The following is a 26,846-nucleotide window of genomic DNA, read 5'->3' on the forward strand; positions in this document are numbered from 1 at the left end:
TCGGATTCTTACGGGCAAGAATCGTGCGCAGCGCATTGCTAAAAATCGAGGTGACAGTTGGTCCAGCCATTATCGAAGCGGGTGCCGAACTGCTGGTAGAAACCGATGGCGGGCTCGTTCCAGTCGAGAACCTGCCACATCATACCCGTGCAGTGTGTCTCGCGGGCCGTCTCGACGGTTGCGTCGAGCAGGAGTTTACCGATGCCGTAGCCCCGGTATTCCTCCGTTACGATGATGTCTTCCAGGTACAGTCGTTTGCCTTTCCAGGTCGAGTAGCGGAAGTAGTACAGGGCCATACCGACGATTTTTTTCGACTCCGATTCTTCGGCCACGAGCAGACCATAGAGTGGGTTAGGGCCGAAGCCATCGAGCGCCATCTGTTCGACGGTGTTGGAAACCTGATCGGCAGCGCGTTCGTAAACGGCTAATTCAGTAACAAGCGCAAAAGCATCGGGGACGTCGGTAAGTTCACCGGGGCGGATAGAAATCATGAGAAGGGGAGTTGAATGGTTGTAAAGTTATAGAGTTGTAGAGTTGGTTAGTTGTAAAGTTGTAGAGTTGGTTAGTTGTAGAGTTGGCTAGTTGTAAAGTTATAGAGTTACGGTTCCCCGCCGGGCGTCCATCCGGCCGGTAGCCGCGCTAGGCAGTAACTTTACAACCCTACAACTTTACAACTCTTCAACTCTATAACCATTCAACTTTTCAACTATTTACCAATCCCCGCCATTTATCGAGGGCCGCCTGAAAATCGTCGGGTAGGGGGGAGTCGAACTGAAGCCATTGCTGCGTGCGGGGATGAACGAAGCCGAGTGATTTGGCGTGCAGCGCCTGCCGGGGCATCAGCTTGAACGCATTGTCGACGAATGCTTTGAAGCTGCCAACCGGTTGCCCGCGTAGTACGCGGTCGCCCCCGTACATAGCGTCGTTGAACAGTGGGTGACCGATGTGCTTGAAATGCGCCCGGATCTGATGCGTCCGGCCGGTTTCGAGATTACACTGCATCAGCGCCACGTAACGGAGCGGTTCCAGCGTTTTGTAGTGCGTAACGGCCCATTTACCCTTGCTTTCGTCGTCGTAGATTGCCTGCACCTTGCGGTCTTTGGCGCTCCGGCCAATGTAACCCGTGATCGTCCCGTCGGCGGGGTCGGGGATGCCCCACACCAGCGCGTTGTACGTCCGTTCGATGCTGTGTTCGAAAAACTGTCGTGCCAGGTGCGTCATCGCGTACTCGGTCTTGGCGATCACCATCAGTCCCGACGTGTCTTTGTCGATGCGGTGTACCAGCCCCGGCCGGATGGCTCCGTTACGCGTGGTCGGCAGGTGCTGAAAGTGATACACCAGCGCGTTGACCAGCGTACCATCCCAGTTACCGTGGGCGGGGTGGACGACCATACCGGCAACTTTATTGAGCACCAGCAGTTCGTCGTCTTCGAAAACAATGTCGAGCGGAATGTTTTCCGGCAGAATGTCGGTCTCGCGGGGTGGGTGGGGCAGCGAAACCGTGATGACGTCCAGCGGTTTGATGCGGTAACTGGCTTTGGTGGGCCGGTCGTTGACCCGCACGGATTCGACGTCGATACCGGCCTGAATTTTCGTCCGCGATGCATGGGGCAACCGATCCATCAGGAACCGGTCGACGCGCAGCAGGCCCTGCCCTTTGTCGACCACAATGCGGTGGTGTTCGTATAAATCGTCGTCTTCGGGTAAATCGTCGTCCAGGTCGGCCACCGCAGTCATTTTGGTTGATATTTGCCAAAAATACGGCTTTATGAACGAACTGGAACGGCAACTGCGCGATTTGGTCGGTCAGTCGCCCCTGACGGAGTTGACCGACCCCTTCCCCGAGCCTGTTCCGATCCGGCTACTGCTCAAGCGCGACGATCGGCTGCATCCGTTGGTGTCGGGTAATAAATGGCGGAAGTTAAAATATAACCTGCTCGCTGCCCGGCAGCAGGGGTACACCACGTTGCTGACGTTCGGCGGAGCGTATTCCAACCACCTCTACGCCGTTGCTGCCGCAGGGCAAACGTTTGGTTTTCAGACGATCGGTGTCGTACGGGGGGATGAACTGGCGATGGCTCCGCGTAACCCTACACTGGCCCATTGTGAACAGATGGGTATGAACCTCCACTTCGTAAGCCGGGACGACTACCGCCGAAAAGACGATCCGACGTATCGCGCAGCCCTGCTGAACCAGTTCGGACCGGCTTATATACTACCGGAGGGCGGCACTAATGAATTGGCCATCCGGGGGACGGCTGAGGTCATTCCCGAACTGATCGCTCAGTTCGGCGCAGCTCCCGATTACGTCTGTTGCCCCGTCGGGACGGGGGGCACTGTGGCTGGGCTGGTGCAGGCTGTGAGAGCCGGTGCGCTCGAAACACAGGTGCTGGGCTTCTCGGCGGTCGGTGGCGCAACGGCTATACCGGGACTGCCGGATACTGACCGGTACTGGCAGCTACTGCCGGCGTACACCTTCGGCGGTTACGCCCGTACGACACCGGAACTGCTGACCTTTATTCGCACGGTCGAACGGCGGACAGGCATCCTGTTCGAGCAGGTGTATACCGGAAAAATGCTGTACGGCATCTATGCGCTGGCCCGGCAGGGTTTCTTCCCCGGCGGAGCGACCGTTGTTGCGGTTCACACAGGTGGGTTACAGGGCCGTAGCCCGCTACTGGATGAGTAAGGTGTAGCCTGGACCGGTCCGCGCCACGGTGGCGAGTCTGGGCTACAGACTACGCTCAGCCCGGCAGGTATATGGTAAAAGTCGTGCCCTGATTCGGCTGGCTGGTAACGGTGATTGCTCCGCCGTGATTTTCAACGACTTTCTGGACAATGGCCAAGCCGATACCCGTACCCCCGTACTGGCTACGCCCGTGGAGCCGCTGAAACACCTGAAAAATACGATCGGCGTATTTTTCGTCGAAACCGATGCCGTTGTCGCTTATCGTCAGTCGCTGGTAATAACGTGCCGGTTGAGTCGGCTTGACTGACTTGGGAAGCGTCGACGCCGGTACACGTTCCGATCGGATGGTGATACGCGGAGGTACATTGTCCTGGTGGAACTTGATCGCGTTGGAGATCAGGTTCATGAAAAGCTGATCCAGTTGCGCTTCATCGCCCAGTACGCTGGGTAGTGGCCCGACGTCGAGCGTAGCCGCCGATTCCTGAATGGCCAGTTCCAGGTCCGACTGAACATCCTGTACGACGCGCTGAAGCGGTACCGTCCTGAATGTATCCCGCTGGGTGCGGATGCGCGAAAACGTCAGCAGGTCTTTGATCAGGACCGACATGCGCCCGGCGGCACCCTGCATGCGTTCCAGATAAAGCAGGCCATCGCCCAGTTGGTCGCCATACGTACCTTTCAACATATCGCCGAACGACTGAATCTTGCGTAACGGTTCCTGTAGGTCATGACTGGCTACGTAGGCAAACCGTTCGAGATTCTCGTTGGACCGTTGCAGATCGAAATTCGCCAGCTTCAGCGCACTGGTCCGTTCCTCGACCTGCTGTTCCAGACTGGTAGACAGCGTCTTCTGGTCGTGGATGTCGGTGCAGGTACCGAACCAGCGGATGATTGACATGTCATTGGCTTCGTCGCGCAGCGGCAGCGCCCGAGCCAGCAGCCAGCGGTATTGTCCGTCGTGCCGTTTCATACGGTATTCGATCTCGTACGGCTCACCGGTTTGTAAACTATAGGTCCAGCGCTTCTCCGTTCGTTGTAAGTCGTCGGGGTGGAGGGGGCGTATCCAGCCGTCGTTCAGCGAACTGGCCGGTGTCAGGCCCGTAAAGTCGTACCAGCGCTGGTTGAAAAAATCGTGCCTGCCGTCGGGTAAGGCCGACCAGACCATCTGCGGCATGAAGTCGGTCACGAACGTAAACCGCCGGATCTGGTCGAGCAGGTCTTCGTTTAGTTTTTCCAGCTTCTGTTGCGTCGTTACTTCGGCCGTAATGTCCTGCAGGGTTCCGTTGAAGCGATACGCTACACCATCGTCCCAAAAGTGAGCCTGCCCCCGCGCCCGTACGATACGCCGTTCCTGCGTGACCGGGTTGACAATCGCATAAACGATATTGTATTGCCCACCCGTTGCCGGATTGAGTGCCTGCCAGATACGCTCGGAAACCCGTTGCCGGTCGGTATCAGCAATGGCGTTCAGCGCCGTCGGCAGCGGAATGTCAGCGTCCTTGGGTAAGCCAAGCCACGTTTTCAGACGCGCATTGCCGGTGAGTCGGTTCGCGATTGGGTCGAGGTCCCAGGTGCCCAGTTCGGCTGCATCGATCGCAAACCGAAGCTGCTCTTCCTGCTCTTTCAGTTTGCGCAGCATCCCGACCGATTCCGTCGTTTCGGTAAACGTCAGCATGACGCCCCCAACATCGCCCGATTCATCGCGTATGGGACTGTAGCTGTAGGTCCAGTAGGCGTCGACCCACTGCTGGTTACGAAAGACCGGAATAAGCTGATTGTCGCCGTGTACCGGGGTGCCGGCCAGTGCCCGGTGAAACATAGATGCTACCCTGGGCCACAGCTCGCGCCATGTATCGGCGGCTGGCTGTGCCAGCGCCATCGGGTGTTTGTCACTCAGGGCCAGGTTGGTAAGGGCCGCGTCGTTGTAGAGCTGAATGAACTGTGGTCCCCAGAAAAGTATGGTCGGGAACTGGGAAGGAAGCAGACTGCTCAGCGTGGTCTTCAAACTCTGCGACCACTGGTCGGGTGAGCCGAGTGGTGTCGTTGTCCAGTCGATGCTCTGAATGAGCTTACCCATTTCCCCGCCGTTGGTCAGAAAACTGTAGGGAGCAGGAATTGCGCGGTTTGTCATGATACTACAAGCGGTAGAGAACAACTGTACGACCCGGTCAGCGGAATACGTACAGGATTCGGGTCAGCCGGAAACAGACTGACCGGCGTTACCGAACGCTGGCCCGCCGAAGTCGATCGTTGATGGCCGCACCAAGTCCCTGCCCGGGCAGAGTTTCGGCGTAAATATGGTCAAGATCGAGGGCGTCCAGCTCGCGTAAATACGAAAACAGATTGTGGGCGGCTTCTGTTATGTCACCGGTTTCCGACAGAATGCGCTGCTGCGGCAGGGGAATACCAGCAAACGGTTGGCGGAAAGCCAGCGCGCCAATCCGTGGAGCCGGCTCCGGACTGCTACCGGCGGATAACAGCGTTAGCGGCACGCGTGGGGCGTAATGGCTGCTGAGCATACCCGGCGCTTTGGGGTTCGACGTCGAGTGGCTGCGTACGTCGACGGGGCCGGTGATGGCTTCGATCTGATCGAGCGCCATACCCCCCAGCCGGTAAACGACCGGTTTCCCTGCTTCAAAACCAACGATAGTCGATTCGAGCCCAACCTGGGCGGGACCACCATCCAGAATATAAGGCACCTGATCGCCCAGTTGGTCGGCGACGTGCTGGGCGGTCGTCGGGCTGATGTAGCCGAATGGGTTGGCACTCGGCGCGGCTAGCGGAAAATCGAGCGATGCGAGCAGCGACAGCGTCAGCGAATGATTGGGTACCCGCACGGCTACCATCGGCAAGCCCGACGTGACCAGATCCGGTACGCGTTCGTGTTTGGGAAGCAACAACGTCAGCGGTCCCGGCCAGTACCGTTCGGCTAGAAGGCGAGCGGGTTCCGGTAGTTCCGTAACGTACTCGCTGAGTCGGTCGAGGTTGTTTGTGTGCAGGATAAGCGGGTCGAAGGCCGGGCGATTTTTGACCCGGAAAATGGTCAGCACGGCATCGGGGTTGAGCGCGTTGCCGGCCAGTCCGTAAACGGTTTCGGTTGGTATGCCTACTACATTTCCTGCGGTTAGCCAGTCGGCGGCCTGCGCAATATTTTGCCCGATCTGCGTTTTCATTGTCGGACAAAGATAGGCAGAAACGGCTAGTAGTGGGGAAAGTCACGGTCCCGGCTATCTTTGTTCCAAACGCCAACCAACCATGAATGATCGTATCAAACAATGGCTCAAACGAGTCGGCTGGCTGGGTTTCCTTTTCTTCCTGATTAAAGGCTTACTCTGGCTTATCATCCCCTACCTGATTACGAAAGGGATATTGTCTAAGTGATTGAATTATCGAATGACTGAGTGGTAGAATGATTGAATTCTGTCAGCTGAATTAAGCAAGCCCCCGATCGTTCATCGAACCACAACAGAGATGATTGAATGGTTGAGCGATTGACTGTTTTGCGTAAGCCTATTCAATCACTCAACCATTCAATCACTCAACCATTCAATCACTCAATTCATTAATGCACCCCGCCTGGGCCGTGAACGTGGCCGTGGTCCAGTTCGTCGGGTGTAGCGTCGCGAACGTCCAGGACCTGAACGTCGAAGTGTAGATTCTGGTCGGCTAACGGGTGATTTGCGTCGACAGTGACCGTGTCGGTACCGACGTCGGTGATCGTAATCAGTTCACCTTCGTTGGTTTCGAACTGCATGCCCACAGCGATGCGCTGATTGCCAAAGGCCTGTTTGGGCACTTCTTCGACCAGGGCGGGATTGCGCCGACCGTAGCCCTTCTCGGGTGTTACGTCGATGGTAACCTTATCACCGGCTGAATGGCCTTCGAGTCCTTCTTCCATGCCGGGAATCAGGTTGCCTTCGCCGTGAAGGTAGTACAGCGGCTCGCTGCCAACACTGGAATCGAGCACGTTGCCTGAATCGTCGGTCAGGGTGTAGTGGATAGCAGCCACTTTGTGTTTTGAAATCTGCATAAAAAATCGGCCAGGCCGTTTGTGTATGAATATGGAACAAATGTAGACCGTAAAAGTCTGCTTGTTTGTCGATTTCTCCCCAATCGGTACCGAAACTTGTGGGCCAGGGGCTGTTTTTAGACCGAAACCCAGAGAAGCGACACGAAGGAAAGGTATACAATCAGTTCGCTCAATTGCTGAACCGCGCCCCGGTAACTGCTGCTGTTTCCACCTGCCTGACGGCGAATTTGCCTGAGCAACCACCAGCGGAGAAGTAGGATCGGTATCACGAACAGCGCGTAAATCCAGAGCGTCGTCAGACCAACCAAAGCCAGCATCGGCAGTACCCCAACCGCAATGGCCAGCGCACGCTTGGTTATCGATGGTGTGCTGGCAGTAGGGGATGCATCGCCCGACTGCGTCCAACTGACTGATGCGGCCATTAGCTGGCTAAGGCTATGCGCCATCACGTACTTGAGGGCTACCGACAGGCCGAATGCTTCATTGGCGAACAACGCCTGTACAGCAAAAAAACGGGCCAATAGCAGCAGGACGAGCCACACCGCTCCTGATGAGACCGCACTTGCGTCCGGGCGATCGCCACCCGTGCACGCAGCGAAACCGCTTTCCGGTCGGGCCAGTGTCAGGGTGGCTACGGCGGCCATACTCAGCAATACGGGCAGGTGCGGAGGAGGAAACAGGATTGTTCCCAGCCAGTAAGCGCCCAGCCCGATCAGGCCCGTAAACCAGCCCGCCAGCGGCAACAGAAACGACGATGACGTGTCAGCAGTGGTGGCGTAGGTACTTCGCAGGGTAGAAATGGGAAACATGACAGCTAGTGAAGTGTATCGTATGGCAGCACAAACGTAAGGGCTACTGGGGTTAGCGCAGCTTACTAACGACTACGCTCATCAGGATGTTAACCAGCAGCGCCAGTAAAAACGATAGGCCGATCGATAGCTCAGGCAGCAGGAACGCCTGTAAAAACAAAAAAGTCGTGTAACCCAGAAAGCCCAACAGGCTGCCCCGCAGCAGCAGAACAGTAGCCGAATGCCCCTGCGTATAGTGTGTAAACACCGCCAGAATCGACGTGATGACCGGGAAAGGTGTGAGAATGCCGCTCCAGGTTGGGCCAATTCGATGCGCCAGCTCGGTGATACCCAGTACGAACAAGGTAGCCGCCACCATCCGCAGCAGCAGGTCGTAGGGGAGACGCCGGACCGCGACAGTTGTCAGGGCGGGGGTAGGCCAGGCATACAGACCAAGCAGAATGCTACCCATTGCCATACCATAGCCCGTCCACAACCCGATCTGAATGGGCCGTAACGCTAACGCAACAAGGCAGTAAACAACATACGAGAGCAGTAAGGTAGGTAGCCAGGAGAAACGGCTGGCGAGTCGGGCGTAGCTGTAGCAGAAACCGACCAGCGACACGACACCGGTCAGAATTCCCGGCACCGATTGCAGTCCGAACGCTTTTCCCTGCTCCAGAATGAAAAACAGGAGAATGGGGCCGGCAATCCAGGGCAGACTGGCAATCAGGCCGCCCGTTTTGTGTCCCCATTTCCGACTCGCCAGGGTAACGACCGCCATGACGACCGGCATCAGGGTTACTTTAATCAGTACTATGTTCATGCAGAGAACCGGCGATCTCGAACCGGACGACAGCGGGTTGATCCACAAAAGTAGCCCGACTTGCATTCGTAAGCCGTACTACCGCTTACGAATGCCAATCAACTACCGCTTATCAAGCTGAATAGCCATTGATCAATAATTAGATGATTGTCTAATTGATTAATTAGATACTTGTCTAACTAATGCAGGGCAGGCGGCTGGGAGACCCCGGCAGCTATGTACGCCTACAACCAGACACGCTGTTATGAATCTGCTGTTTAAAGCACTCAACGATCCGACTCGTCGGCAAATCCTCGACCTGTTGCGGGCTGGTGACCTGAACGCAGGGGAGATTGCTGAGCAGTTTGCCATGTCGAAACCCAGCATTTCGCACCACCTCGACCTGTTGCGGCAGGCTGGGCTGGTCGAATCAACGAAACAAGGTCAGTTCATCAATTACTCGCTTAACACAACCGTACTCGATGAACTGCTGGGCTGGCTACTCAGCTTTCAAAAGCCGGATACAGCACCCGTCGACTCTCCATCTAATCACCTGATCAACCACTAATCTCCCTGTACTATGAACACCAAATCTACGTCTACCGAATGGCTTATTCTGACGCCCTATCTGCTGGTCTTCAGCTACATCGCACTAATCTGGCATCGACTACCGCCGGTTATCGTGTCGCATTACAACCTGACAGGGCAGCCTGACGGCTGGATGCCGAAAGAGAAAGCACTGTTGGTCATGGCCGGTCTAGGGCTTTTCATCTACCTGTTACTACGCTTTTTGCCGAAGCTGGATTTCAGCGCCATGGTACAGCCGGCCGTGTTTCAGCGTATGCGCTTTGTGATGAGTCTGCTGATGACCGTTGCGATCGGGAGTCTGTTTTACCTGGCAACGCAGTCAGGCGGATTGCAGTCGTCACAGGGAGCCATGCTGGCGCTGATTAGCCTGGGGATAGCAGCCGTTGGTAATTACATGAGCATTCTAAAGCCGAACTGGTTTATCGGTATCCGCACACCGTGGACACTACAGAACAACCGGGTCTGGACACGTACGCACCGGCTGGGTGGGCGGCTGATGGTAGCAGGTGGCTTGCTGGGCGCTTTGCTGGCGGTGCTGGTGCCAGCGCCCTACACCGTCGGTGCTGCCGTGGCTGTTCTCCTGATCGTTACGTTGGTTCCGGTCGTTTACTCCTACGTGTATTTTCAGCAGGAAACAACAAGCCAGTCAATGCGCTGATACCTTAACGTAGCCCAACAACCTCTTTCATTACAGCGAACTGACCACTTCCGACCTATGCCTTTCCTATTTCTTCTGCTCCTCGGCCTGTCTGGTGCCGCGCTGGCTCAAACCAGCGAACCCATTCGATACACAGCTACGGAACCCGCCGGGCTAAGCCTGACGCTCGACGGAACGCTGACTCTGCCCGCCATGACAAAAGGGGCCGTGCCAGTGGTGTTGCTTATTGCCGGTTCAGGCCCGACCGACCGCGATTGTAATAACCCGACTCCAGTTATGGGAAAAACCGTACAGGGGGCTTCGTTTCGCTTGCTGACTGACAGTCTGGTACAACAAGGCGTAGCCGTCGCACGATACGACAAGCGGTATTCGGGGAAAAATCTGCTGGCTGCTTCAGCCTTGTTAAAAATGATTGATATGCGCTTCGATTATTACGTCAGCGATGCGGTCGGCTTCATCCGGCAGTTGCAGGCCGACAAGCGGTTTTCGCGGGTTGTCGTGGCTGGGCACAGTGAAGGCTCGCTGGTCGGTATGCTGGCGGCTACGAAAACAAAGGCCGATGCGTTCGTTTCGCTGTCGGGGCCGGGCCAAAACATCGCCGATGCGATACGACCACAACTCGCCACCCTGCCCGACGCGCAGCGTGAACTGGCCTACCGTGACCTCGACTCATTACGGGCAGGACAACCGGTTCGGCAACCACCCATGGTGCTTATGTCGCTGATGGGTCCACTGATACAGCCATATGTAATGTCGTGGATGAAATATGATCCGTCGGTCGAGATCAGACAGTTTCGGGGGCCGGTACTGCTTGTAAACGGAGGGCGTGACATACAGGTGGCAGTTACGGAAGCCGAAGCGCTCAAAAAGGCCCGTCCCGACGCCAGGCTAGTGATCTACCCCGACATGACGCACATGCTGAAAAACAGCGTCAGTGCATCAATAGACGATAACCTGAAAACCTACCATGATCCCACCCTGCCGCTGACGCCCGGTCTGGCAAGCGAACTGGCTCGATTTGCCAGGCAGAAGCAGTAATTAATTGACAGTTAATGGATTGTTCGTAGACAGAATTAGCGGAAATGTAGTTATTGCGTTAGTTCTACTCGCAATAGTCCATACCGCCATGCGCCTGACAACTGGGCTTCTGTCAACGATAGTTTTGTTTCTGGCTACCTGTTCGTCGGGATGGGGGCAGGCGCAGTATGGGGGCCGATCGGCTACGATCACGGGGGCAATGAAATACCGGCTACAACAGGCACGCACCGTTGGGCAGGACAGCGCGGGGCGGGTATATACCGTATTCAACGGAACTGGACGCAACCCGTGGATACTGTTCGGAACACCATACTGGACATTTCCGACCTGGCAACCGGGGCGGGTACAGCTGACCGACGATTCACCCATGACGGCCTGCTCCATCGCCTACAACGTCATGACGAACGAGGTGCTATGCCGCTTCAATCAGGATACGACGACTTACACCCTCAAGCCGGTTGCGTTTGCCATCGAGGGCATGCCCTTCGTACGACTCTCGGAAAAGGGGTACCCGTTCTATTATCAGATTCTGTACAAAGGCGACGCGCAACTATTCGAGGGGTACAAGCGGAAGATGACGCTCGTCCGGCCGCAGCCCTACGATAACAGTCGCGCATCGCTGATCGGCTATTTCCTGGGTCTGGAACGCTACTACTACCTTAAACTGCCCAACGCCCCTATGCGGACGTTTCAGCTGAACCGCCGTTCGTTCATGCAGGCAATGGGTGATAACGTGGACACCCGGCTGCTGCCACCGGGCGATGTGCTGACGGTTGCCGACGTAGTGCGGGTGCTGGCCGACTACGACGCGCATTGACTTGTCAATAAGTTAACCGATTGTTTATTAGTATGTTGCGTCGATCGGACGCATGAAATGAAAAAACAATTTGAGAAATTACTCAGCACATGCATTCACTGATGGCATCATCGGAACCTTTACAGACATGAGTTGAGTAGTTGGGCTGTATATATTGACTTTGAGTCAAACTACCTGTCACTTGAGAGTTTACGAACCGATGCTTCACTTACTCCAACGGTTTGGGCGATCTGACTATTCGTTAAAATCCCCAAACTCAAAAGATTTTTAACCGTTTCGCTTTTCACTAAATTCTCTCTGCGTTCCTCTGCTTCTTCAATCCGCTTTTTCTCGGCGTTGACCGCTTCGGCATTAGCTGCTGTCACACGGGCAAAATACGCTCTTTCCTCTGGAGTCATTTTGCGCGTATCTAACTCGTCAATGGCTCGCTTTAGCCATTCCTCATTCCAGAAAGCCGGATACTGAGTAGGTTCAGTTGTATGAAGCGTCTTCATTGTATATACCAGTTTGTCTAAGTCAGTCTCTATCTCAGCGACCGGCTTATTAAATTTAGCCAGTTCTACCATAATAAACGACATTTGACTATCAATGATTTCACCCTGTTCGCTTCGTAGATTAGCTATCGTATGAAAATGAGTTGTTGGCAAGATACTTTTCTCCAGAAACGCAATAGCGTAAATTTTAGGTAAGTTCGCGTAATCAAACTCACCTCGTTCAACGACTGTATTGAACTTATGAAGCGCGTAAAACTTCATCCGCTGAACGAAGTAAGGAGCATAGCCTAATTGCATTTCCACAATGAATTGAGTACCGTTTTCGTCGGTACAGGACAAGTCGAAAATTCCACTGCGACTGTCGATGGTCAGTGCCTCAAACGCATTCTTGTCAAAGTGCACCTCCCGAATGGGTATCTCCGACTTAATCAATGCCTGTAAAGCTGTACGGAGGAATAAATTATCAGCTTCGTTACCAAAAGTGGCCTTGAAACCGTAATCGGAAATAATGGGAATGTAGATGCTGGTTTGCATGTGACAAAGTTATGGGGAACTGGACAGTGTTTAACCTATAAGCTAAAGCATAAAAATATCAAGACTAAACCCACTAAACTGGATCGGTTCTCGCATTAATCGAAGCTGATAAACGAACCTAAACCTTTCCAAACGAATTGTGTGTCCTGCCACCCGAACGCTTTCAGGTAAGAAATTTCTCTGATAATCAGTTGCTTACTCAAAGTCTATAAGCGAAAGATGACGCTCGTCCGGCCGCAGCCCTACGATAACAGTCGCGCATCGCTGATCGGCTATTTCCTGGGTCTGGAACGCTACTACTACCTTAAACTGCCCAACGCCCCTGTGCGGACGTTTCAGCTGAACCGCCGTTCGTTCATGCAGGCAATGGGTGATAACGTGGACACCCGGCTGCTGCCACCGGGCGATATGCTGACGGTTGCCGACGTAGTGCGGGTGCTGGCCGACTACGACGCGCATTGACTTGTCAAAAAATTAACACCCTTTTCGTTGACCAATTATACCTTTTGTTGTTATTGTGCTACAAAAGGCAAAAAAAGGGCTGTATGAAATCCGTGTTACTTTGGTTGGCAAGTATATCGGTCGCGCTGGCACAGACAACCGTACCGCGTACGCTGGTGCAACTATCAGTCGATCGGGAGGAGGTTTATCTCGCCGGTGAGCCGATTGCCGGGCAGGCACGGGTTATTAACGCAATAACCGGTGAAACCGACTCAACCGATGCCGCCCTGTATATCGACTGCATCAATGTCGATCAGGGGAAGCTGCTTCGTCGCGTCGTGGTTCGCCCGCATAATGGCCTGGCTCAGTTTACCGTGTCGCCACCCGATTCTCTGCCGACCTACCACTGTCGGTTACGGGCTTACACTAACTGGATGCGAAACTTCCCGGCCGATGCGTTTGGTCGGCAGACGTTGCTGGTTGTTTCGCCTGCCGATCAGCAGCGCCTACCAGCGCAGTCGTCGGGCGCGCCGGTCAGTACGATTATCATTCGTCCTGAAGGGGGTGAGCTGGTGGCTGGTCTGCGAAACCGACTGGTGATCAATACGCTCGATACGTTTGGCGTCGGTACACCCGCAACGGGGTTTATCCTGGCGGCTACCGGCGATACGTTGACCCGGCTGAAAACGGACGAAAACGGATTGGCCTCGGCAGAACTTGTACCGCAACCGCAGGCTTACTGGGCGGTAATGGATGGGAAGCGTATTGCATTGCCCCCTGTTCAGGCGACGGGTAGTGTGCTACGCTGTAACGATCTGACCTACCCCGACCGGATTCGCGTAACCATCGAAAATCGGGTAGCCCCCACGCTCGACACGCTGACCTTCATTGTGCAGAGTCGGGGACGTATTCTGTCGTATGCCAGCGTGCCTCGGCAAACACCCGTGTCGGTGTTCAACATTGTCCGGTCGAGTTTACCGGCGGGCATCATCAATCTGATACTGGTCGACAAAGCTAAAAGACGGCTGGGCGAACGGATGATCTACAAGCCGAATCCGGTAGGTGCTGCCAGTCAATCGGAACCCGTTGACCTTGAACTCGATCAGCCCTTACCGAGCCTGTCGCCCCAGCAACTGAGCGATGCGCTGGTGTTACGCCGGAATACGCTGTTTAGCTGGGACGAACTGAACGCTGACCGGAAATACACCTACTCGGCGGAGCGGGGAATTAGTCTGTCGGGGCAACTGGCGAAGTGGAACGATAAACCTGTCGGTGCACCCGTGATGGTATCGCTGGTGGCAACACCTACCGGCGACGATACGCTGAGTAAACGCGAACTATTTGTGGCGCAAAGCGACGCAAACGGGCGGTTTATGTTTGAGAACATGGACCTGTACGGAACATATAAAGGGCAGCTGACCGCCAAGATCGGCAACATTGACGCGCGTATCCGGCTCGACTCGACCAGTGTGCCGCCCATTGTCGCGCAACCAGTGCCCGTCGACTGGCGCAGGTTGCCGAACGCTCAGACACTCGTGGCTCGCTATGATACCATGCTGACGACCCGGCAACGTAACGCCATGCGGGCGGGTACAACGTTACAGTCGGTAACGGTGAAGGCCAACAAGTTGACAGGCGTTCAGCAGCGCGCTTTCAATGCGAAGCCGAGTGCGACGATCAGCCGAACGGGCGTGATGAGCAATGGGGTTGGCGGTATCCTGAGTGCTGTCATGCCGCGCTATCTGGAGTACCGGCTGGCGAAATATAAAAATCTGCAAAAGCCAGTTGTCCGCTATTTTATCGATGATGTCCGACAACTGTCCGACTCACTGGATATGAACGATGTTCCAGTAGGCGAGGTGGATCATATTGATATTCATGAGGCCAATGCCGATGCGCTACTGTACAATGCCAACATCGTCGTGGCCATCTACACAACGCGCAATAGTAACCTGAATGGTAAACGACCCGGTGCGTCAGCGTCAGGCAATCAGTTTGTACTGACTGGCTTCCAGCGAGCCGACACCCGGCGTCGGTATGCATTGGAAGGTCATCGGTAGCGGTTCGTCTCAAAAATCGGCTCGTCCCAAACAGCATCTGCTGGTTGCCTGGTTGTGAACCAAACAACAGGACGCTATCCGAGACAAGGCCGTACGGTTCCATTATCGAAACAGCCGGGCGAACGGGGAGTTAGTACAGTCGAGTAACCAAAAAATCACGATTGTATGACAACTGAATCAGCCCCCACGACGCAGGGCAACTGGGCGAAACAGCATTTGCCCGAGATCGGGCTGGGTGGCGTAGCCATCGGCAATGAATTTGAATACGTGTCGGACGAGGCTGCCGAGCAGACACTCGAAGCCGCCTGGAAGGCCGGTGTACGCTACTATGACGTGTCGCCCTGGTACGGACTGGGCCTGGCCGAACGACGGTATGGGTACTTCCTGCACAACCAGAAGCGCGACGAGTATTTTATCTCGTCCAAAGTCGGCAAGCTGCTGCGGGCCAGCAAACACAACAAAGGGGCCGAGTACTACCCACATGCCCACTCGCCCAACGACGTGATCTTCGACTACACTGCCGATGGCGTTCGCCGGTCGATCGAAGACAGTCTGCAACGGCTGGGTATCGATAGCCTCGACATTGTATTCGTCCATGATCTTTCGCCCGACAACAAGCTACTACCCACCGACTGGCAGGAGCAGTTTGCCATCGCCGAAAAAGGCGCGTTTCCCGAACTAAGCAAACTCCGCGACGAAGGCATCATCAAAGGCTGGGGACTGGGCGTCAACTGCCCGGAACCGATTCTGAAAAGCATCGACGTGGCCGATCCCGACGTATTTCTGCTGGCGTCGCAGTATTCACTCATCGACCACGAGTATGCGCTTAAAAACGTGTTTCCCAAGGTGCGGGAACGGAACATCGCCTTGGTGATGGGGTCGAACCTGAACGCCGGTTTCCTGTCGGGTAGCGACCGCTACAACTACGATCAGAAAAAGCCGATTAAGCCGGAGTACCTCGAAAAGCGCGACAAACTACAGGCCATCGCCCGGCAGTTCGACGTCGATCTGCGGACGGCGTCGCTCCAGTTTGCCCTCTTCCCCGACGTGGCCGTGTCGGTGATTCCCGGTGCCCGTACGCCCGAGCAGGTCACGGAAAACGTCGCGTCGTTGACCGTACAGATCCCCGATGGATTCTGGCAGGCGCTGAAAGAGCAGCAGTTGATCGACGCCGAGGCACCGACGACGCGAATGAAGCCATAAGCGAGAATTTGGCTGCAACAGGCTCATCTGAGCGGAAACAGCTATTCTGCTACTACCTTTGCGCGGGTCCGGCTCGGATGAGTCGGGCCCGTTTGTGTGTACCAATGGGTCAGCGCCCGCCTTATGGAGAACCTTTTATCCCTACGTACCGACGATGCCCGGACCAATCGGCTGCTGCTGGTTGCTTTTGTCGTTCAGTTTGTGTTTTGCCTGACGCAGGTCGGCTTCCTGCATCCCGATCAGCATTTTCAACTAATCGAATTTTCGTCCTGGCAACTGGGCGAACCGTCGGGGGCGGGTAACGTCTGGGAGTTGAAAAGCCATATCCGACCCACGGTGCAGGTGTACCTGTTTTCCGGTTTCGTCACGGTCTGTCGGTTCGTCGGCGTAACCGATGCCTACACACAGCTGACGATTCTGCGCGTGCTCTTCGGGCTGCTGGGGTGGGTCGTCTTCAACGCCATGGCGCTGCACTACTTCCGGTCTGACCGGAAGATCCGGTATCTGGTGCTAGTACTGCTCAACTTCTCCTGGTCCTTGCCGTACGTTCGTACCCTGTTCAGCTCGGAACTGGCTTCATCGATTGTGTTTTTCGGCGCCGTGCTGTTGTATGAGCGACGCAAGGACAACGTCGGGTCTGTGTTTCTTGTCGGCCTACTGTTCAGTCTGGCCTTTTACTCCCGCTTTCAGATGGCGTTCGGGCTGGTTGGCTTCGGGCTATGGCTGTTGCTGATCGACAAACGGTACGACCGGCTGCTACCGATGGCGGCTGGTTTTGTGCTGGGCGTACTGGCCAATACTGCGCTCGACTATTATTTCTATCACCAGCTGGTGTTTACGCCCTACGATTATTTCCGGGTGAATATTCTCGAAGGCAAAGCGGCTGAGTTCGGTACGGCCCCGTTCTACTGGTACATCGTGCTGCTGGCGCTGGTCATTGGAGCCCCGCCACTGAGTCTGTATCTGTTTTACTACAGCCTGAAAGGAAGCGTAAGTCAGCTGCGGCAACCGCTGGTCTGGGCGGTGCTGTTTTTCGTGCTGGGGCACTGCTTTGTCGGGCATAAGGAAGAGCGGTTTATGTTTCCGGTCGTCAACGTGCTGCCTATTCTGGCGGGTTGGGGACTACCGGCGTTTGTCGCTTATTTTCAGCGTGCTCGGTCCGTTGCGCGGCTGACGTTGCGTGGGGTGCTGTATTTCAGCGTTGGTCTGAATGTACTGGTGCTGGTACTGTTTCTGGTGCTGAACCCGTACTACCAGCTGGTTGAGTTCGGTCGTAAGCTAAACAGCCGTTTTTCGGGGGAAACCGCCACGATCTATTGCCTCAACCGAACCCCGTTTGAAACGGAGAACCACCTGCCGCTGACGTTCTACCACAAGAGCGTGCCCAACCTGAAACTGGTCACGGTGCAGAACATCGACTCGACCCGCTACCTCCGGCATGCGTGGCTGGCTACGACCTACAACGACGCGAAAGACCGCCTGCCCCTGCTCGACAGTCTGGGCTTCCGGCCACAGCTGTATTCGTCGATACCGCTCTGGCGGGTCAACGAATTGCTGCATGCGAAGCAGGCCAACACGATCAACGAAATCTGGGTATTGTACCGCCGGGAATAAGCCAGATAATGGGTCGATAAGCGTCATTTTTTGCCGAATAGCTCGGCGATCCGATAACTACTCCCGTAAATTCTTTTAGCCAAATCGGGCAAATTGTGGTTGTACCAATGCACCGCATCCATAATTGATAGCTACTCATGCAACAAGAATACCCCTTCGTTGTGCTGGTCATCGACGACGAGCCTCCCATCAGCGAAATACTGGCTCGGGTCGCCAAGACAGCGTTCCCGGAAGCCACGTTCGTCAATGCACGGTCGGCGCAGGAGACGATGGACTACATCAACAACGAGGCAGAGCTGCTTCCGAAACTGATTTTGCTGGACGTCGATCTGCACCAGTATCCCAACGGGCTGGATCTGTTGCCTAAGCTGCACGAGTGTCTGAAAGGAAAAGTGCCCATCATCATGCTTACCGTATCGAACGATACCGAGAATGTCCGGCGGGCAACGGCAGAGGGAGCCGTTGCGTTTACGCGCAAACCCAGCGATCTGGACGGCTGGAAGGCGTACGTGACCATGCTGCGCCAGTACTGGTATGAAACGGCCCGCGTACCGCTGCGGGAGGACGTAGACTGGTAACGCAACGTAGCTGGTAACCTTACTTCTTGCTGGGCAGCAGCGACACACGATACCAATAGTCGCGCAATATCGTCACGTAATCGACCCAGCCGTCGAGATCATACGGCTTGCGGGTATATACCGCTGCGCCCCGCGTGTAGGCGTCCGTAATGGCAGGCTGCGCATCGGAGGTCGAAAACATGATGATCGGGATTAGCTTGCGGGTCAGCGCCCGGATCTGCGGTAACAGTTCGATGCCGTTGATTACGCTATGGAGGTCGATGTCTAGCAGAATCAGATTGGGCTGTGGTTTGCTGGCATCATCCAGGTAGAGCAGCGTCTCCAGGGGAGAATTGGCGCTTATAAACGTAGCCTCCGGAAAGTGCTTCTTGCCCACGTGGCGCAAAATGTCGACCACCGGCGGCTCGTCGTCAACGATCAGAACAAGTAAGGAAGAAGCAGCCATATAGTTGGTTGTCGATGGGGCTAACGAACTACAGGCCCTGCTGTTTGTGGTGCTGTACCCGAATCGCCTGTGCAGCGGTCTGGTTCGGACACCGAGTAGCTAACCAGCGTTTGATCGCGAATGTTGCGATAAGGGCATTTCATCGATGATAAACGGGACAAGCCCCCGCAAACGCTGACCTGAAAAGAAAAACAGAACCCCTTCCGCAACTCCCGTCGTTCTGCCGTAATTTTGGGGCTTGCTTCGTTTCGCCATGCGCTCGCTGGTCAGTTATCTTCTTTTACTAGCCATCCTGCTGCCCACGCTCAGCCCGTGGGGGACGGTTGCTTACTACCACGCGAACAAAGACTACATCGCCCGCGTGCTTTGCGAAAACCGTGCGAAGCCCCAGCTCCACTGCGATGGGCAGTGTTACCTGGCCAAAAAACTCAAAGCCCAGCAGGACCGGCAGGACAAGGAAACGACCGAGCGGGTGCAACAGACCGCATCGATCCAGCTTTTCTGGCAGGATACACATCGGTTCGTTTTTGCCCCCCCCGTTGTCGTGCGTCAGCAGCCTTTGTTTGCCTACCAGCCGAGCCTGTACGCAACACCGGTTCGGGGCTTGCTGAAACCACCCTGCTGTTCGTCTGCCGTCTGAACGGCCGTCGGTGTGGGCCTGCTCGTCCGGTAATGGCTCCATCATAGCCGGCTGGCTTGTAACGCCGATGCCGGGTCGGCTTCTCGTTTGCCAGTTTCTCTGTATTCGCATGCCTGCGCCACCCGGCGACGGGCTATACCGCTATTCGTTATACCGATGACGATCAATCGTATCTATATGTTTCTGCTGGCAGGGTTGACCTTGCTGGCCTGTCAGTCGAAACCGTCGGCTGACCACACCGCCCATACGCACGCGGACGAGTCGGGTACGACCGATCCGCGACCCGCCGTCGGGGCACTGGAGCAGCAAATTCTGGCCCGCCACGACAGTGTGATGGGTGCCATGGACGAGTTGATGAAACTCAAAAAACAGGTGGCACAGCGCCAGACCGAACTCAGCCAGCAACCCGCTTCGGCCCGGCTCGACGGGCAAAAACAGGAAGCCCGGAGGGTTGCCGATGGACTGGAACAGGCCGATCGGGCGATGGCCGACTGGATGAACGGCTACAACGGCGATACGCTGTCGACCCTGACCGAAAAACAGGCGCTGCTGTACCTGACCGATCAGCAACGACGGGTAAACGCCATGACCGGGCAACTGCGCCAAGGCATCATACAAGCCCGCACTTATCTACGATGAACCGATTGAATTACCTCGACAATGGCTGTCGATTACCCGTTCAACACCTCGTTTTATGAACCTATCCCGACGTTTGTTTACCCTGCACAGCTGGTTTGGGCTGCTGACGGGTGTGTTTCTGCTGCTCCTTGGACTCAGCGGATCGGTGCTGGTATTTCGCCACGAACTGGATCATCTGGCCAACCAGCAACTGCTGACCGTCAGCCCGACCGGCCCGTCGGTTCCACCGGGGACGTTGGATCGCTGTTATCGGACCATCGTCCGGCGCTACCCCCGACTCGACGGTATTGCCTGGCTGAACCCCGACGCGGGGCCGACCGACGCCTACAATTTCCGGCTGTACCTGAACGATGAACGGTTGTTTACCTACGATCTGGGGCTGATCTCGTTGGACCCGTACACAGGGGCCATACTTCGGGAAGGAAAATCGGCCGACTTTACGCCCAGTTTCATCGAATGGCTGTTGCAGTTTCATTTCAGCTTTCAGCTTGGCGTGCCTGGTGCTGCCCTGACCGCGCTGTTTGGCCTGACGATGCTGGTATCGCTGCTGACGGGGGCAATTATTTACCGGAAGATGATTGGCAAGGTGTTGCTGTTCAGCGTTCGGATCAACCGGAAGAACTGGCGCACGATCAGCTCGGATCTGCACCGGATCGTGGGTGTCTGGTCGCTGTTGCTCAACGCCGTCATTTTCTTCACGGGCTTCTGGATGAACCTGTTTGCGTTCAAGGACAAAAGCTGGCAGACGGAGACCGTGCCGACCCGCCCCAACACGCTGATGGCGATCTCGGCGGATTCGCTGTACCACAAGGCGCTGCAACAGATGCCCGATCTCCAGCCGACCTACGTCTACCTGCCGACGCAACCCGAGCGGAAATTTCGGGTCAATGGGCCGCTGATCGATCAGTGGGTGTTGTGGGGAACGAGTAACCTGGTCAATCTCGATCAGCAGACGGGGCAGGTTACACTGGTGCGCCGGCTGTCGGAACTACCGATTGGTGAGCAACTGGAAGCCACATTCTTTCCCCTGCACGTCGGTAACTATGGCGGCTGGCCCGTCAAGCTGCTGTACGTGCTGATCGGCCTGACGCCCGGATTGCTCTCCATTACCGGCTTTCTGCTCTGGTGGCGACGCGCGCGTAAGCCAAAGCGCCCGGTGGCGACGGTACGGGTAACCGGCAAACCTGCTCGTCCGATAAGAACGCGAGCCTGACTAATCAGGCTGGTGCTACGGAGTTTTTTAAAAATGGTCTCCTGCGTCAACAGCGGGAGACCATTTTTTTTGTCGAGTTAGTAGACCGATTAAGCTCATATATTCCAAGAATAAGGACGATGCTAGTCATTGACAAGGAATTAATAAATAACAGATAGTCATTAGGTTACGTGAAAAAACTTATTTATTATTTTGTTTAATTTTAGTTGAACAAAATATATCTTTGTTGTGGTTAGTGTAATAAATAGATGTATCGGTAAACATAAACTTAACGACTCCATATGAATGGTTTTCAACTCTACAAAAAATACATCACATCAGGGCAAAATGCCGGACGCGATTCCGAGCAATGGGCGTATGCGCAAACACTAAATGAAGCGTTCAGCCTGGTCGGAACGACGCGGCTGTTTAATCTGCTGGAGCAGGCGGAAGCTACGAATCAGCGTATCGTGCTTCAGTATCCCTCATCGACGGAGGTGATTACCGGTGAAGCCTGTACACTCCAGTTGGCGAGCTGGGAGTCGACTCCCAAGCCGGCGGATCGGATGCCCGTCAGCAGCTGGTTCAGAGCGTACGAGTTCGACTATTGAGTAACGAATTACGGCAGTAGCAGCTCCGATCAAGTATCAGTAAGTGGCTGCTACCGCCGAGATGCAGGTACTGTTATTTTATCGTAACTGGCTGAATTGTAAAGATATAAATACAAAATCTGTTTTATTGTGTACAAAAAAGCGAGACCGCTCACACGGTCTCGCTTTTTTGTAGGTTGCTTAGGCTACCAGTCGTTCGGCGGGTACGGAGACAGCCTGCAGTTTTACGGTGGGCAATGACTTGATCACGCGGGGTTCGACGGACCAGCCCGTCAGAAACGTTTCAATCAGGTGCATCAGCAGGTCCTGATCAACCAGCCGGACCAGCACGACCGACGCAAACCAGCGGACAGGAATAAGCTGAGCCGCTTTGTGGTTTGGGTGCTTTGGGTAACTGACAAACGCCTGCTGACCGTCGGGAGTCAGGAAGTGAACGGTGATGTATTGTGGTCGATCAACGAAGCTGGGGTACGTGTACTGATAGCGGCCGGGCGTAAGACTGGTTGAGGAAGCTTGCATAGGTGATAGCTAAGTGTGTTCGTTAGTATCGCCGTATCAAAAAATGTGCCCTGTTTAAAGAACCATAAACAAAATAGCACTAAGAAGTAAATAAATAAACCCAACAAGCGATTTCTTGTTGCCTGATCGCCCGGCTAACTTGGTCCGTCGGTGGTAGATTTCGCGGTTGGACAACTGCCCGAAACGGACAGAATGCCCGGTACCAGCCGGTAGTATCGGTGGCGAAAACGCTGCACAGAAAAACGTATTGTACTGTCTACCAGCATGAGCCATCCGTCCGCAGTGAACCAGCCTGAAGGTAGGATTACCGGTCAGCGTAGGCGGGAAGAGGAAGCAGAAGGAAACCAGTGCTACGTATAGCACGCTACGTTGCAGCCGATGCGGACGCAGCCGATGTGGAGCAGCCGATGCAGAGCAGCGGGAAGGAAGCGAATGACGGATTAACGGCCCGTCGCCTACAGTAATTGCGCCAATACGCAGGCGCGGTCCTGTTCGACCAGAATACCCTCGGCAATTAGCGATAATACGGGCACGGGAATGCTCAGCGTACGAAAGCCACTGCCGATGTGTACAACGACCCGGTACGTACTGTCGGAACGGATTGCATGACCAACGTATCGGGCGGCTCGGGGACTGGCCATGTTCAGTAATAGTTGCAGTAAGCCCCGCTCATTGTCTGTTGCTAAAACGGGTTGGCTGTTCGCTAAAACGAATGGTGTAGTATTCAATTTAGTTGTATGGATAACGAGTTGTTGTCTAAATGTATAAATAAGATAATATAAAGCAAAAGGCGGTATATATGTATTTATTAAAAGGTAACTTATTAAATTACAGAGAGTTATTCGTAGGCAAAGAGTGTTTACTTACGAACAATAATTTGTATTTCGTGTCATTATAGTTGGTCGTTATTTATGATTTAGCTTTTTATACTACGTATCAATCATGGATGGTTATCAGCTTTATAAGAAGTATACGATGGCTGGTCAGCTGGCTAATTGGGATAGCGACGCGTGGCACTACGGGCAACTGGTGCATCAGGCTTTTTACCTGGTTGGTATCACCCGACTGTTTGATCTGCTGGAGCAGGCCGAAGCCGATGGCAAGCGACTGGAACTGCTGTATGCAGCCCCTGGGAGCGGTTGCCCGCCGGTAGCCTACGACGTGCAGGTAGCTGATACCGCACCACCGACGCTGATAACCCTGCCCGACGCCGGCTCGCTAAACCGACCAGCCCCGTTTCGAGGACTTTATCCGTGGGTATTCGTCTAGGAAGCGTAACCAGCCGCGCCTAACTGCTGGCAAACCACGTCTGACCCGGTAAGGCCGGGTGTATCACAAACAGCGAGCCAGGAGAGACCCCGCCGGGCGAGAGCGTAGCCCAATGCTGAACTAGGGCCTGTCGTCACTAGCACATCACGACCAATAGCAGACGGAAAGCCGGGGCGTAGCCGCGTGCCTGAGTGCGTGGTGACCGCGCGTACAGGTACGACAGGTAGCGATCAGGCTGGCCGGCCGGGTTTCACGGCCAGTACGGCGTCCCACTCGCGTTCGAGTTGCCAGAGGGCTTGGGTAAAGAGCAGCCCATCGAAGCTGTCGACGGGTAGGCGAAGTTGACCGTAGCGATCCGACAGCGTTACGGCGTGTAGCTCGTACCCCTGCCAGATCAGATTCGTGACGGCATCGAGACAATCGGCCAGATCGATGGATTCGTATTCGATTTCGCGGAACTCACCCAGGAAAGCCCCGTCGGTATTTCTGATAATGGTGGTTACGGTAAAGAGTTGCGTTGACGAGTGGGCAGAAGGCCACATAGCTAAGCAGTAAGTCGGTGGGGTAACACTAAGTCAACGTATACACATCCATTTCTGTGCCAGACTTTCTGTGCCAGATTTGGGGGACGCGTGTCTATTTCATCTTCTATACTGGTTGCGTACTAATCGAACCCTTACCCATATACGAGTCAACCTAACGGGTGATCGTGTGGTGTGCGCGATGAAACGGACGGCCAGCGAGACTTTAGGATTAACTTATCCAAAGGTGGCAACGGACGTTCGATCAACCTAAGCGGTGTAGAGACTGAAATGTGTATTAAAGCCGCTAAAGCGGCCAGGCTGGAGTTTGCCGGAGTTGACCTAATTAGGGAGAAAATGGGTCAGACTTATGTTACAGAAGTCGATGGGGATCTTGGAACGGTATAATTGATAACGCCAAAAAAAATCGCTTTCTTGAACTAATAAAATTCGTTCAAGAAAAGTCTAAAAAGAGAGTACCGTTACGGCCCAAGTACAGCTACCAAATGAAGATAAGACTGAAAAGCAAGCGGAATAGAAAGAAGAAGAAATATATGTGAAACGGTATAAATAGTTATTAGTTAAGGAAAATAAAGAAAAATTGAATTATAATGAACATGCTATTTAGGCTTCTCAAACGAAAGTTTGGATAGATAAATAACGGCATATGAGTTTATATGTTTTTTTGTTCTATTAAAGTTATTGCGTAACTAGCACAAGCTTTACTAATCGAATTCTATCCTTGTTCAATTAGTAAAGCTTGTGCTGCATTTAAAGTTGGGTGATTTGGGTCATAAAGTTTTTGCATTATATCAATCGCAGAAAGTAACGTTTCTTTGATTTTTTCCTTACTGTCAAAACCCTGTTCAATCATTACTCTTGCTAAATTGTAAAAGCTGTTACCAATATCGGGGTGATTATCTGGTAATATTTTAACTCTGATCTGTAATCCTTTCTCTATATATTCTCTCGCTTCATCTAGTTGTCCACCCCTAAGAAAAGTGAGTCCATTGTTATTAAAAGATCTTGCAGTTAATGGGTACTCTTCTCCGAAGTAATCTAATAAAAGATTTAACGATTTTTTATCGTATTCAATACTCATTTTTTCATAAGAAAAATTATTATATCTACGAAATAGATCGTCATAAATCATTGCAACGTTATTATAGCCTATAGCTAAGTTATGAGCATCTCGCTTCTCACCATTATTTGTTAAACGTTTCTCCTGTATTGATAACGCGTTACTATAAAGATCAAGGCTCGCTTGATAGTATCTCATTGCAACTTCAGGATTTTGAGAACTTCTAGCAGCTCCTTGATAAACGCCACCTAAATTACTATAAGTAGAAGCTATGTCATGATGTGTTTCAGGTAAGATCTCTCTCTGTATTTCCAGTGCTTTAAGTAGTGATATTTCGGCTTTTTCAAATTCTCTATTAATGTTGTGTATAACACCTAAATTTCCATAAGCTTGTGCTAAGATTTCGCTAATGTTTCCGTACAATTCAAATATTTTAATTGCTCTCTCACAATACATAATGGATCTTGGCATATCATGCAATCCCATATATATTAAACTGATACGATTACATACTAAGCCAAGTTCATACCTGTCATCACTGAAAAAATTGACTATAGACTCTCCATATGATAAATATATGCCATTCTCTATATAGCTAGTTGAGTTTCGTAAATAATACTCAGAGTTAAGTATTAATGGAGTGAAAAAATCAATAGAAAAACTAATTTTATTCTTTATAACTAGGCGCACAATAGGATGAATACTGTAGAAAGTACCATTCTTTTCAATCCAGCCTTTCTGAGTTAGTTTATTGATAGTATTGATAAAATACCCTTGTTTAGTATCCTTCTCGAAAAGTTTTACAAGAATCTCGACTGGAATTTCTTGGTTAGGTAGAACAGTGAAGTACCTTAAGTATAATTTTTGCTCATCACTAAGTTCATTTGGTTCAAACAGCAGTAGGATAAATTGGAAAACAGAGTTTTCTTCATTATCAACAGTGATGTCTATATTAACATTTTCATCCTTATAATCTTCATTGTAAACTTTGTTAGCTAATTCTTCAAGCTGTAGAAGTGGATTGTTTTGTGCAGCTTTCGCTAAAAGAATAATTAATTTAGTGTGAAAATTTATTTTCAGCAATATTCTTTTTACTGCGTTCTCGTCTACTTCATCTTCTCTACCATAATTTGCTCTGAACAAGTCTAACGCCTGTACTTCCGGAAGGTGGTTTACTGTAATGTTATTTTCTTTGTACGAATCTGGTATAGTTCGGCTTGTTATTAGTACATTCCAATTAAGTCCTTCTAATATCACTTTATACTTTCTCAACTCATTATCGTCGTTAACGCCGTCTAGTATTAATAATGAGTTTGATATTTGCTTTATATTTTGGAATAAAATGATTAAATTTTCTTCAGGACTGATTGTGGAGTTATACTCAAAGTTAGGGTTTATGTATTTTAAAGAATTTATTATAGATTCAGTAAACGAGCTATCAATTTGAACGTACGCAAAATGATTGTATTTACTTCTACTTGCATTTATGAAAGCTTTAGAACGTGTTGGGGAATTAAGTTTGGTAATGATCTTCGATACGCTGTAACATGATCTGGCTGTTGGCCAGATATAGCCAACTGGCCGAAGAAGAT

Annotated in this window: 30 protein-coding genes; 17 read left to right on the forward strand and 13 right to left on the reverse strand. The window is 53.0% G+C overall.

The window, feature by feature from the left end; genetic code table 11:
- Positions 1 to 38 precede the first annotated feature (38 nt).
- Together CLV58_RS19400 and CLV58_RS19405 are read right to left on the reverse strand one after the other, a co-directional pair.
- Positions 39 to 491: a GNAT family N-acetyltransferase gene (locus CLV58_RS19400; RefSeq protein WP_106139485.1), complete on the reverse strand. Its 453-nt coding sequence runs from the start codon at positions 489 to 491 to the stop codon at positions 39 to 41.
- 211 nt (positions 492 to 702) lie between these two features.
- A complete protein-coding gene (locus CLV58_RS19405) occupies positions 703 to 1,737 on the reverse strand; it encodes an RluA family pseudouridine synthase (protein ID WP_106139486.1) in 1,035 nt (344 codons plus the stop codon).
- 31 nt (positions 1,738 to 1,768) lie between these two features.
- Here CLV58_RS19405 and CLV58_RS19410 point away from each other — a divergent pair, with 31 nt between their 5' ends.
- Positions 1,769 to 2,689 (forward strand): 1-aminocyclopropane-1-carboxylate deaminase/D-cysteine desulfhydrase, encoded by a 921-nt coding sequence (locus tag CLV58_RS19410; protein ID WP_106139487.1) that lies wholly within the window; start codon positions 1,769 to 1,771, stop codon positions 2,687 to 2,689.
- A 55-nt stretch (positions 2,690 to 2,744) separates the two neighbouring features.
- On the opposite strand, the gene CLV58_RS19415 is transcribed toward CLV58_RS19410, so the two are convergent.
- A complete protein-coding gene (locus CLV58_RS19415) occupies positions 2,745 to 4,820 on the reverse strand; it encodes a PAS domain-containing sensor histidine kinase (protein WP_106139488.1) in 2,076 nt (691 codons plus the stop codon).
- Positions 4,821 to 4,908: 88 nt separating this feature from the next.
- On the reverse strand, positions 4,909 to 5,862 hold the full coding sequence (locus CLV58_RS19420; RefSeq protein ID WP_106139489.1) for an L-threonylcarbamoyladenylate synthase: 954 nt from the start codon (positions 5,860 to 5,862) through the stop codon (positions 4,909 to 4,911).
- An 82-nt stretch (positions 5,863 to 5,944) separates the two neighbouring features.
- Between CLV58_RS19420 and CLV58_RS29025 the strand changes: the two genes are divergently transcribed.
- Positions 5,945 to 6,070: a hypothetical protein gene (locus CLV58_RS29025; RefSeq protein WP_281257938.1), complete on the forward strand. Its 126-nt coding sequence runs from the start codon at positions 5,945 to 5,947 to the stop codon at positions 6,068 to 6,070.
- 181 nt (positions 6,071 to 6,251) lie between these two features.
- On the opposite strand, the gene CLV58_RS19425 is transcribed toward CLV58_RS29025, so the two are convergent.
- The 3 genes from CLV58_RS19425 to CLV58_RS19435 form a co-directional block, all read right to left on the reverse strand.
- Positions 6,252 to 6,719: an FKBP-type peptidyl-prolyl cis-trans isomerase gene (locus tag CLV58_RS19425; protein ID WP_106139490.1), complete on the reverse strand. Its 468-nt coding sequence runs from the start codon at positions 6,717 to 6,719 to the stop codon at positions 6,252 to 6,254.
- 116 nt (positions 6,720 to 6,835) lie between these two features.
- The gene (locus CLV58_RS19430; RefSeq protein ID WP_106139491.1) at positions 6,836 to 7,528 is read right to left on the reverse strand and encodes an adenosylcobinamide-GDP ribazoletransferase; all 693 of its coding nucleotides are present in this window, start codon (positions 7,526 to 7,528) and stop codon (positions 6,836 to 6,838) included.
- Between the two features lie 52 nt (positions 7,529 to 7,580).
- Positions 7,581 to 8,333 (reverse strand): hypothetical protein, encoded by a 753-nt coding sequence (locus CLV58_RS19435; protein WP_106139492.1) that lies wholly within the window; start codon positions 8,331 to 8,333, stop codon positions 7,581 to 7,583.
- 244 nt (positions 8,334 to 8,577) lie between these two features.
- On the opposite strand from CLV58_RS19435, the gene CLV58_RS19440 reads away from it, so the two are divergent.
- From CLV58_RS19440 to CLV58_RS19455, 4 genes are all read left to right on the forward strand, one after another.
- On the forward strand, positions 8,578 to 8,880 hold the full coding sequence (locus tag CLV58_RS19440) for an autorepressor SdpR family transcription factor (RefSeq protein WP_106139493.1): 303 nt from the start codon (positions 8,578 to 8,580) through the stop codon (positions 8,878 to 8,880).
- A 12-nt stretch (positions 8,881 to 8,892) separates the two neighbouring features.
- Positions 8,893 to 9,558, forward strand: a complete 666-nt coding sequence (locus CLV58_RS19445) for an SdpI family protein (protein ID WP_106139494.1) — start codon at positions 8,893 to 8,895, stop codon at positions 9,556 to 9,558.
- Positions 9,559 to 9,615: 57 nt separating this feature from the next.
- The gene (locus CLV58_RS19450) at positions 9,616 to 10,596 is read left to right on the forward strand and encodes an alpha/beta hydrolase family protein (protein ID WP_106139495.1); all 981 of its coding nucleotides are present in this window, start codon (positions 9,616 to 9,618) and stop codon (positions 10,594 to 10,596) included.
- An 88-nt stretch (positions 10,597 to 10,684) separates the two neighbouring features.
- Positions 10,685 to 11,413, forward strand: a complete 729-nt coding sequence (locus CLV58_RS19455; RefSeq protein WP_106139496.1) for a hypothetical protein — start codon at positions 10,685 to 10,687, stop codon at positions 11,411 to 11,413.
- Positions 11,414 to 11,583: 170 nt separating this feature from the next.
- On the opposite strand, the gene CLV58_RS19460 is transcribed toward CLV58_RS19455, so the two are convergent.
- Positions 11,584 to 12,441 (reverse strand): Rpn family recombination-promoting nuclease/putative transposase, encoded by an 858-nt coding sequence (locus CLV58_RS19460; protein ID WP_106139497.1) that lies wholly within the window; start codon positions 12,439 to 12,441, stop codon positions 11,584 to 11,586.
- Between the two features lie 219 nt (positions 12,442 to 12,660).
- Between CLV58_RS19460 and CLV58_RS19465 the strand changes: the two genes are divergently transcribed.
- The 5 genes from CLV58_RS19465 to CLV58_RS19485 all read left to right on the forward strand — a co-directional run bounded on the left by CLV58_RS19465 (position 12,661) and on the right by CLV58_RS19485 (position 18,337).
- Positions 12,661 to 12,903, forward strand: a complete 243-nt coding sequence (locus CLV58_RS19465) for a hypothetical protein (RefSeq protein ID WP_106139498.1) — start codon at positions 12,661 to 12,663, stop codon at positions 12,901 to 12,903.
- A gap of 83 nt (positions 12,904 to 12,986) precedes the next feature.
- On the forward strand, positions 12,987 to 14,942 hold the full coding sequence (locus CLV58_RS19470) for a hypothetical protein (RefSeq protein ID WP_146141482.1): 1,956 nt from the start codon (positions 12,987 to 12,989) through the stop codon (positions 14,940 to 14,942).
- 165 nt (positions 14,943 to 15,107) lie between these two features.
- On the forward strand, positions 15,108 to 16,145 hold the full coding sequence (locus CLV58_RS19475) for an aldo/keto reductase (protein WP_106139500.1): 1,038 nt from the start codon (positions 15,108 to 15,110) through the stop codon (positions 16,143 to 16,145).
- Between the two features lie 123 nt (positions 16,146 to 16,268).
- Positions 16,269 to 17,759, forward strand: a complete 1,491-nt coding sequence (locus CLV58_RS19480; RefSeq protein WP_106139501.1) for a glycosyltransferase family protein — start codon at positions 16,269 to 16,271, stop codon at positions 17,757 to 17,759.
- Between the two features lie 137 nt (positions 17,760 to 17,896).
- A complete protein-coding gene (locus tag CLV58_RS19485; protein ID WP_106139502.1) occupies positions 17,897 to 18,337 on the forward strand; it encodes a response regulator in 441 nt (146 codons plus the stop codon).
- A gap of 19 nt (positions 18,338 to 18,356) precedes the next feature.
- Here the strand turns inward: CLV58_RS19485 and CLV58_RS19490 are convergent, their stop codons facing one another.
- Positions 18,357 to 18,782, reverse strand: coding sequence for a response regulator (locus CLV58_RS19490; RefSeq protein WP_106139503.1), 426 nt, complete (start codon positions 18,780 to 18,782; stop codon positions 18,357 to 18,359).
- A gap of 238 nt (positions 18,783 to 19,020) precedes the next feature.
- Here CLV58_RS19490 and CLV58_RS19495 point away from each other — a divergent pair, with 238 nt between their 5' ends.
- The 4 genes from CLV58_RS19495 (at position 19,021) to CLV58_RS19510 (ending at position 21,864) form a co-directional block, all read left to right on the forward strand.
- Positions 19,021 to 19,422, forward strand: coding sequence for a hypothetical protein (locus tag CLV58_RS19495; protein ID WP_342748931.1), 402 nt, complete (start codon positions 19,021 to 19,023; stop codon positions 19,420 to 19,422).
- Positions 19,423 to 19,578: 156 nt separating this feature from the next.
- The gene (locus CLV58_RS19500) at positions 19,579 to 20,061 is read left to right on the forward strand and encodes a hypothetical protein (protein ID WP_106139505.1); all 483 of its coding nucleotides are present in this window, start codon (positions 19,579 to 19,581) and stop codon (positions 20,059 to 20,061) included.
- A gap of 55 nt (positions 20,062 to 20,116) precedes the next feature.
- Positions 20,117 to 21,274 (forward strand): PepSY-associated TM helix domain-containing protein, encoded by a 1,158-nt coding sequence (locus CLV58_RS19505; RefSeq protein ID WP_106139506.1) that lies wholly within the window; start codon positions 20,117 to 20,119, stop codon positions 21,272 to 21,274.
- A 281-nt stretch (positions 21,275 to 21,555) separates the two neighbouring features.
- Positions 21,556 to 21,864: a hypothetical protein gene (locus CLV58_RS19510; protein ID WP_106139507.1), complete on the forward strand. Its 309-nt coding sequence runs from the start codon at positions 21,556 to 21,558 to the stop codon at positions 21,862 to 21,864.
- Positions 21,865 to 22,044: 180 nt separating this feature from the next.
- On the opposite strand, the gene CLV58_RS19515 is transcribed toward CLV58_RS19510, so the two are convergent.
- Positions 22,045 to 22,383, reverse strand: coding sequence for a hypothetical protein (locus CLV58_RS19515; protein ID WP_106139508.1), 339 nt, complete (start codon positions 22,381 to 22,383; stop codon positions 22,045 to 22,047).
- Between the two features lie 455 nt (positions 22,384 to 22,838).
- Complete coding sequence (locus tag CLV58_RS19520) at positions 22,839 to 23,024, reverse strand: hypothetical protein (protein ID WP_106139509.1); 186 nt, start codon at positions 23,022 to 23,024, stop codon at positions 22,839 to 22,841.
- Positions 23,025 to 23,325: 301 nt separating this feature from the next.
- On the opposite strand from CLV58_RS19520, the gene CLV58_RS19525 reads away from it, so the two are divergent.
- On the forward strand, positions 23,326 to 23,652 hold the full coding sequence (locus CLV58_RS19525; protein WP_106139510.1) for a hypothetical protein: 327 nt from the start codon (positions 23,326 to 23,328) through the stop codon (positions 23,650 to 23,652).
- Positions 23,653 to 23,882: 230 nt separating this feature from the next.
- Here the strand turns inward: CLV58_RS19525 and CLV58_RS19530 are convergent, their stop codons facing one another.
- On the reverse strand, positions 23,883 to 24,194 hold the full coding sequence (locus CLV58_RS19530; protein WP_106139511.1) for a hypothetical protein: 312 nt from the start codon (positions 24,192 to 24,194) through the stop codon (positions 23,883 to 23,885).
- A gap of 174 nt (positions 24,195 to 24,368) precedes the next feature.
- On the opposite strand from CLV58_RS19530, the gene CLV58_RS29200 reads away from it, so the two are divergent.
- A complete protein-coding gene (locus CLV58_RS29200) occupies positions 24,369 to 24,581 on the forward strand; it encodes an ATP-grasp domain-containing protein (RefSeq protein ID WP_106139512.1) in 213 nt (70 codons plus the stop codon).
- 328 nt (positions 24,582 to 24,909) lie between these two features.
- On the opposite strand, the gene CLV58_RS19540 is transcribed toward CLV58_RS29200, so the two are convergent.
- Positions 24,910 to 26,846: tetratricopeptide repeat protein (locus CLV58_RS19540; protein WP_211300881.1), on the reverse strand; the 1,937-nt coding region annotated here is incomplete at its 5' end.

Origin of the sequence: Spirosoma oryzae, assembly GCF_003002825.1 — a bacterium.
In the GTDB taxonomy this organism is placed as follows: Bacteria; Bacteroidota; Bacteroidia; order Cytophagales; family Spirosomataceae; genus Spirosoma; species Spirosoma oryzae.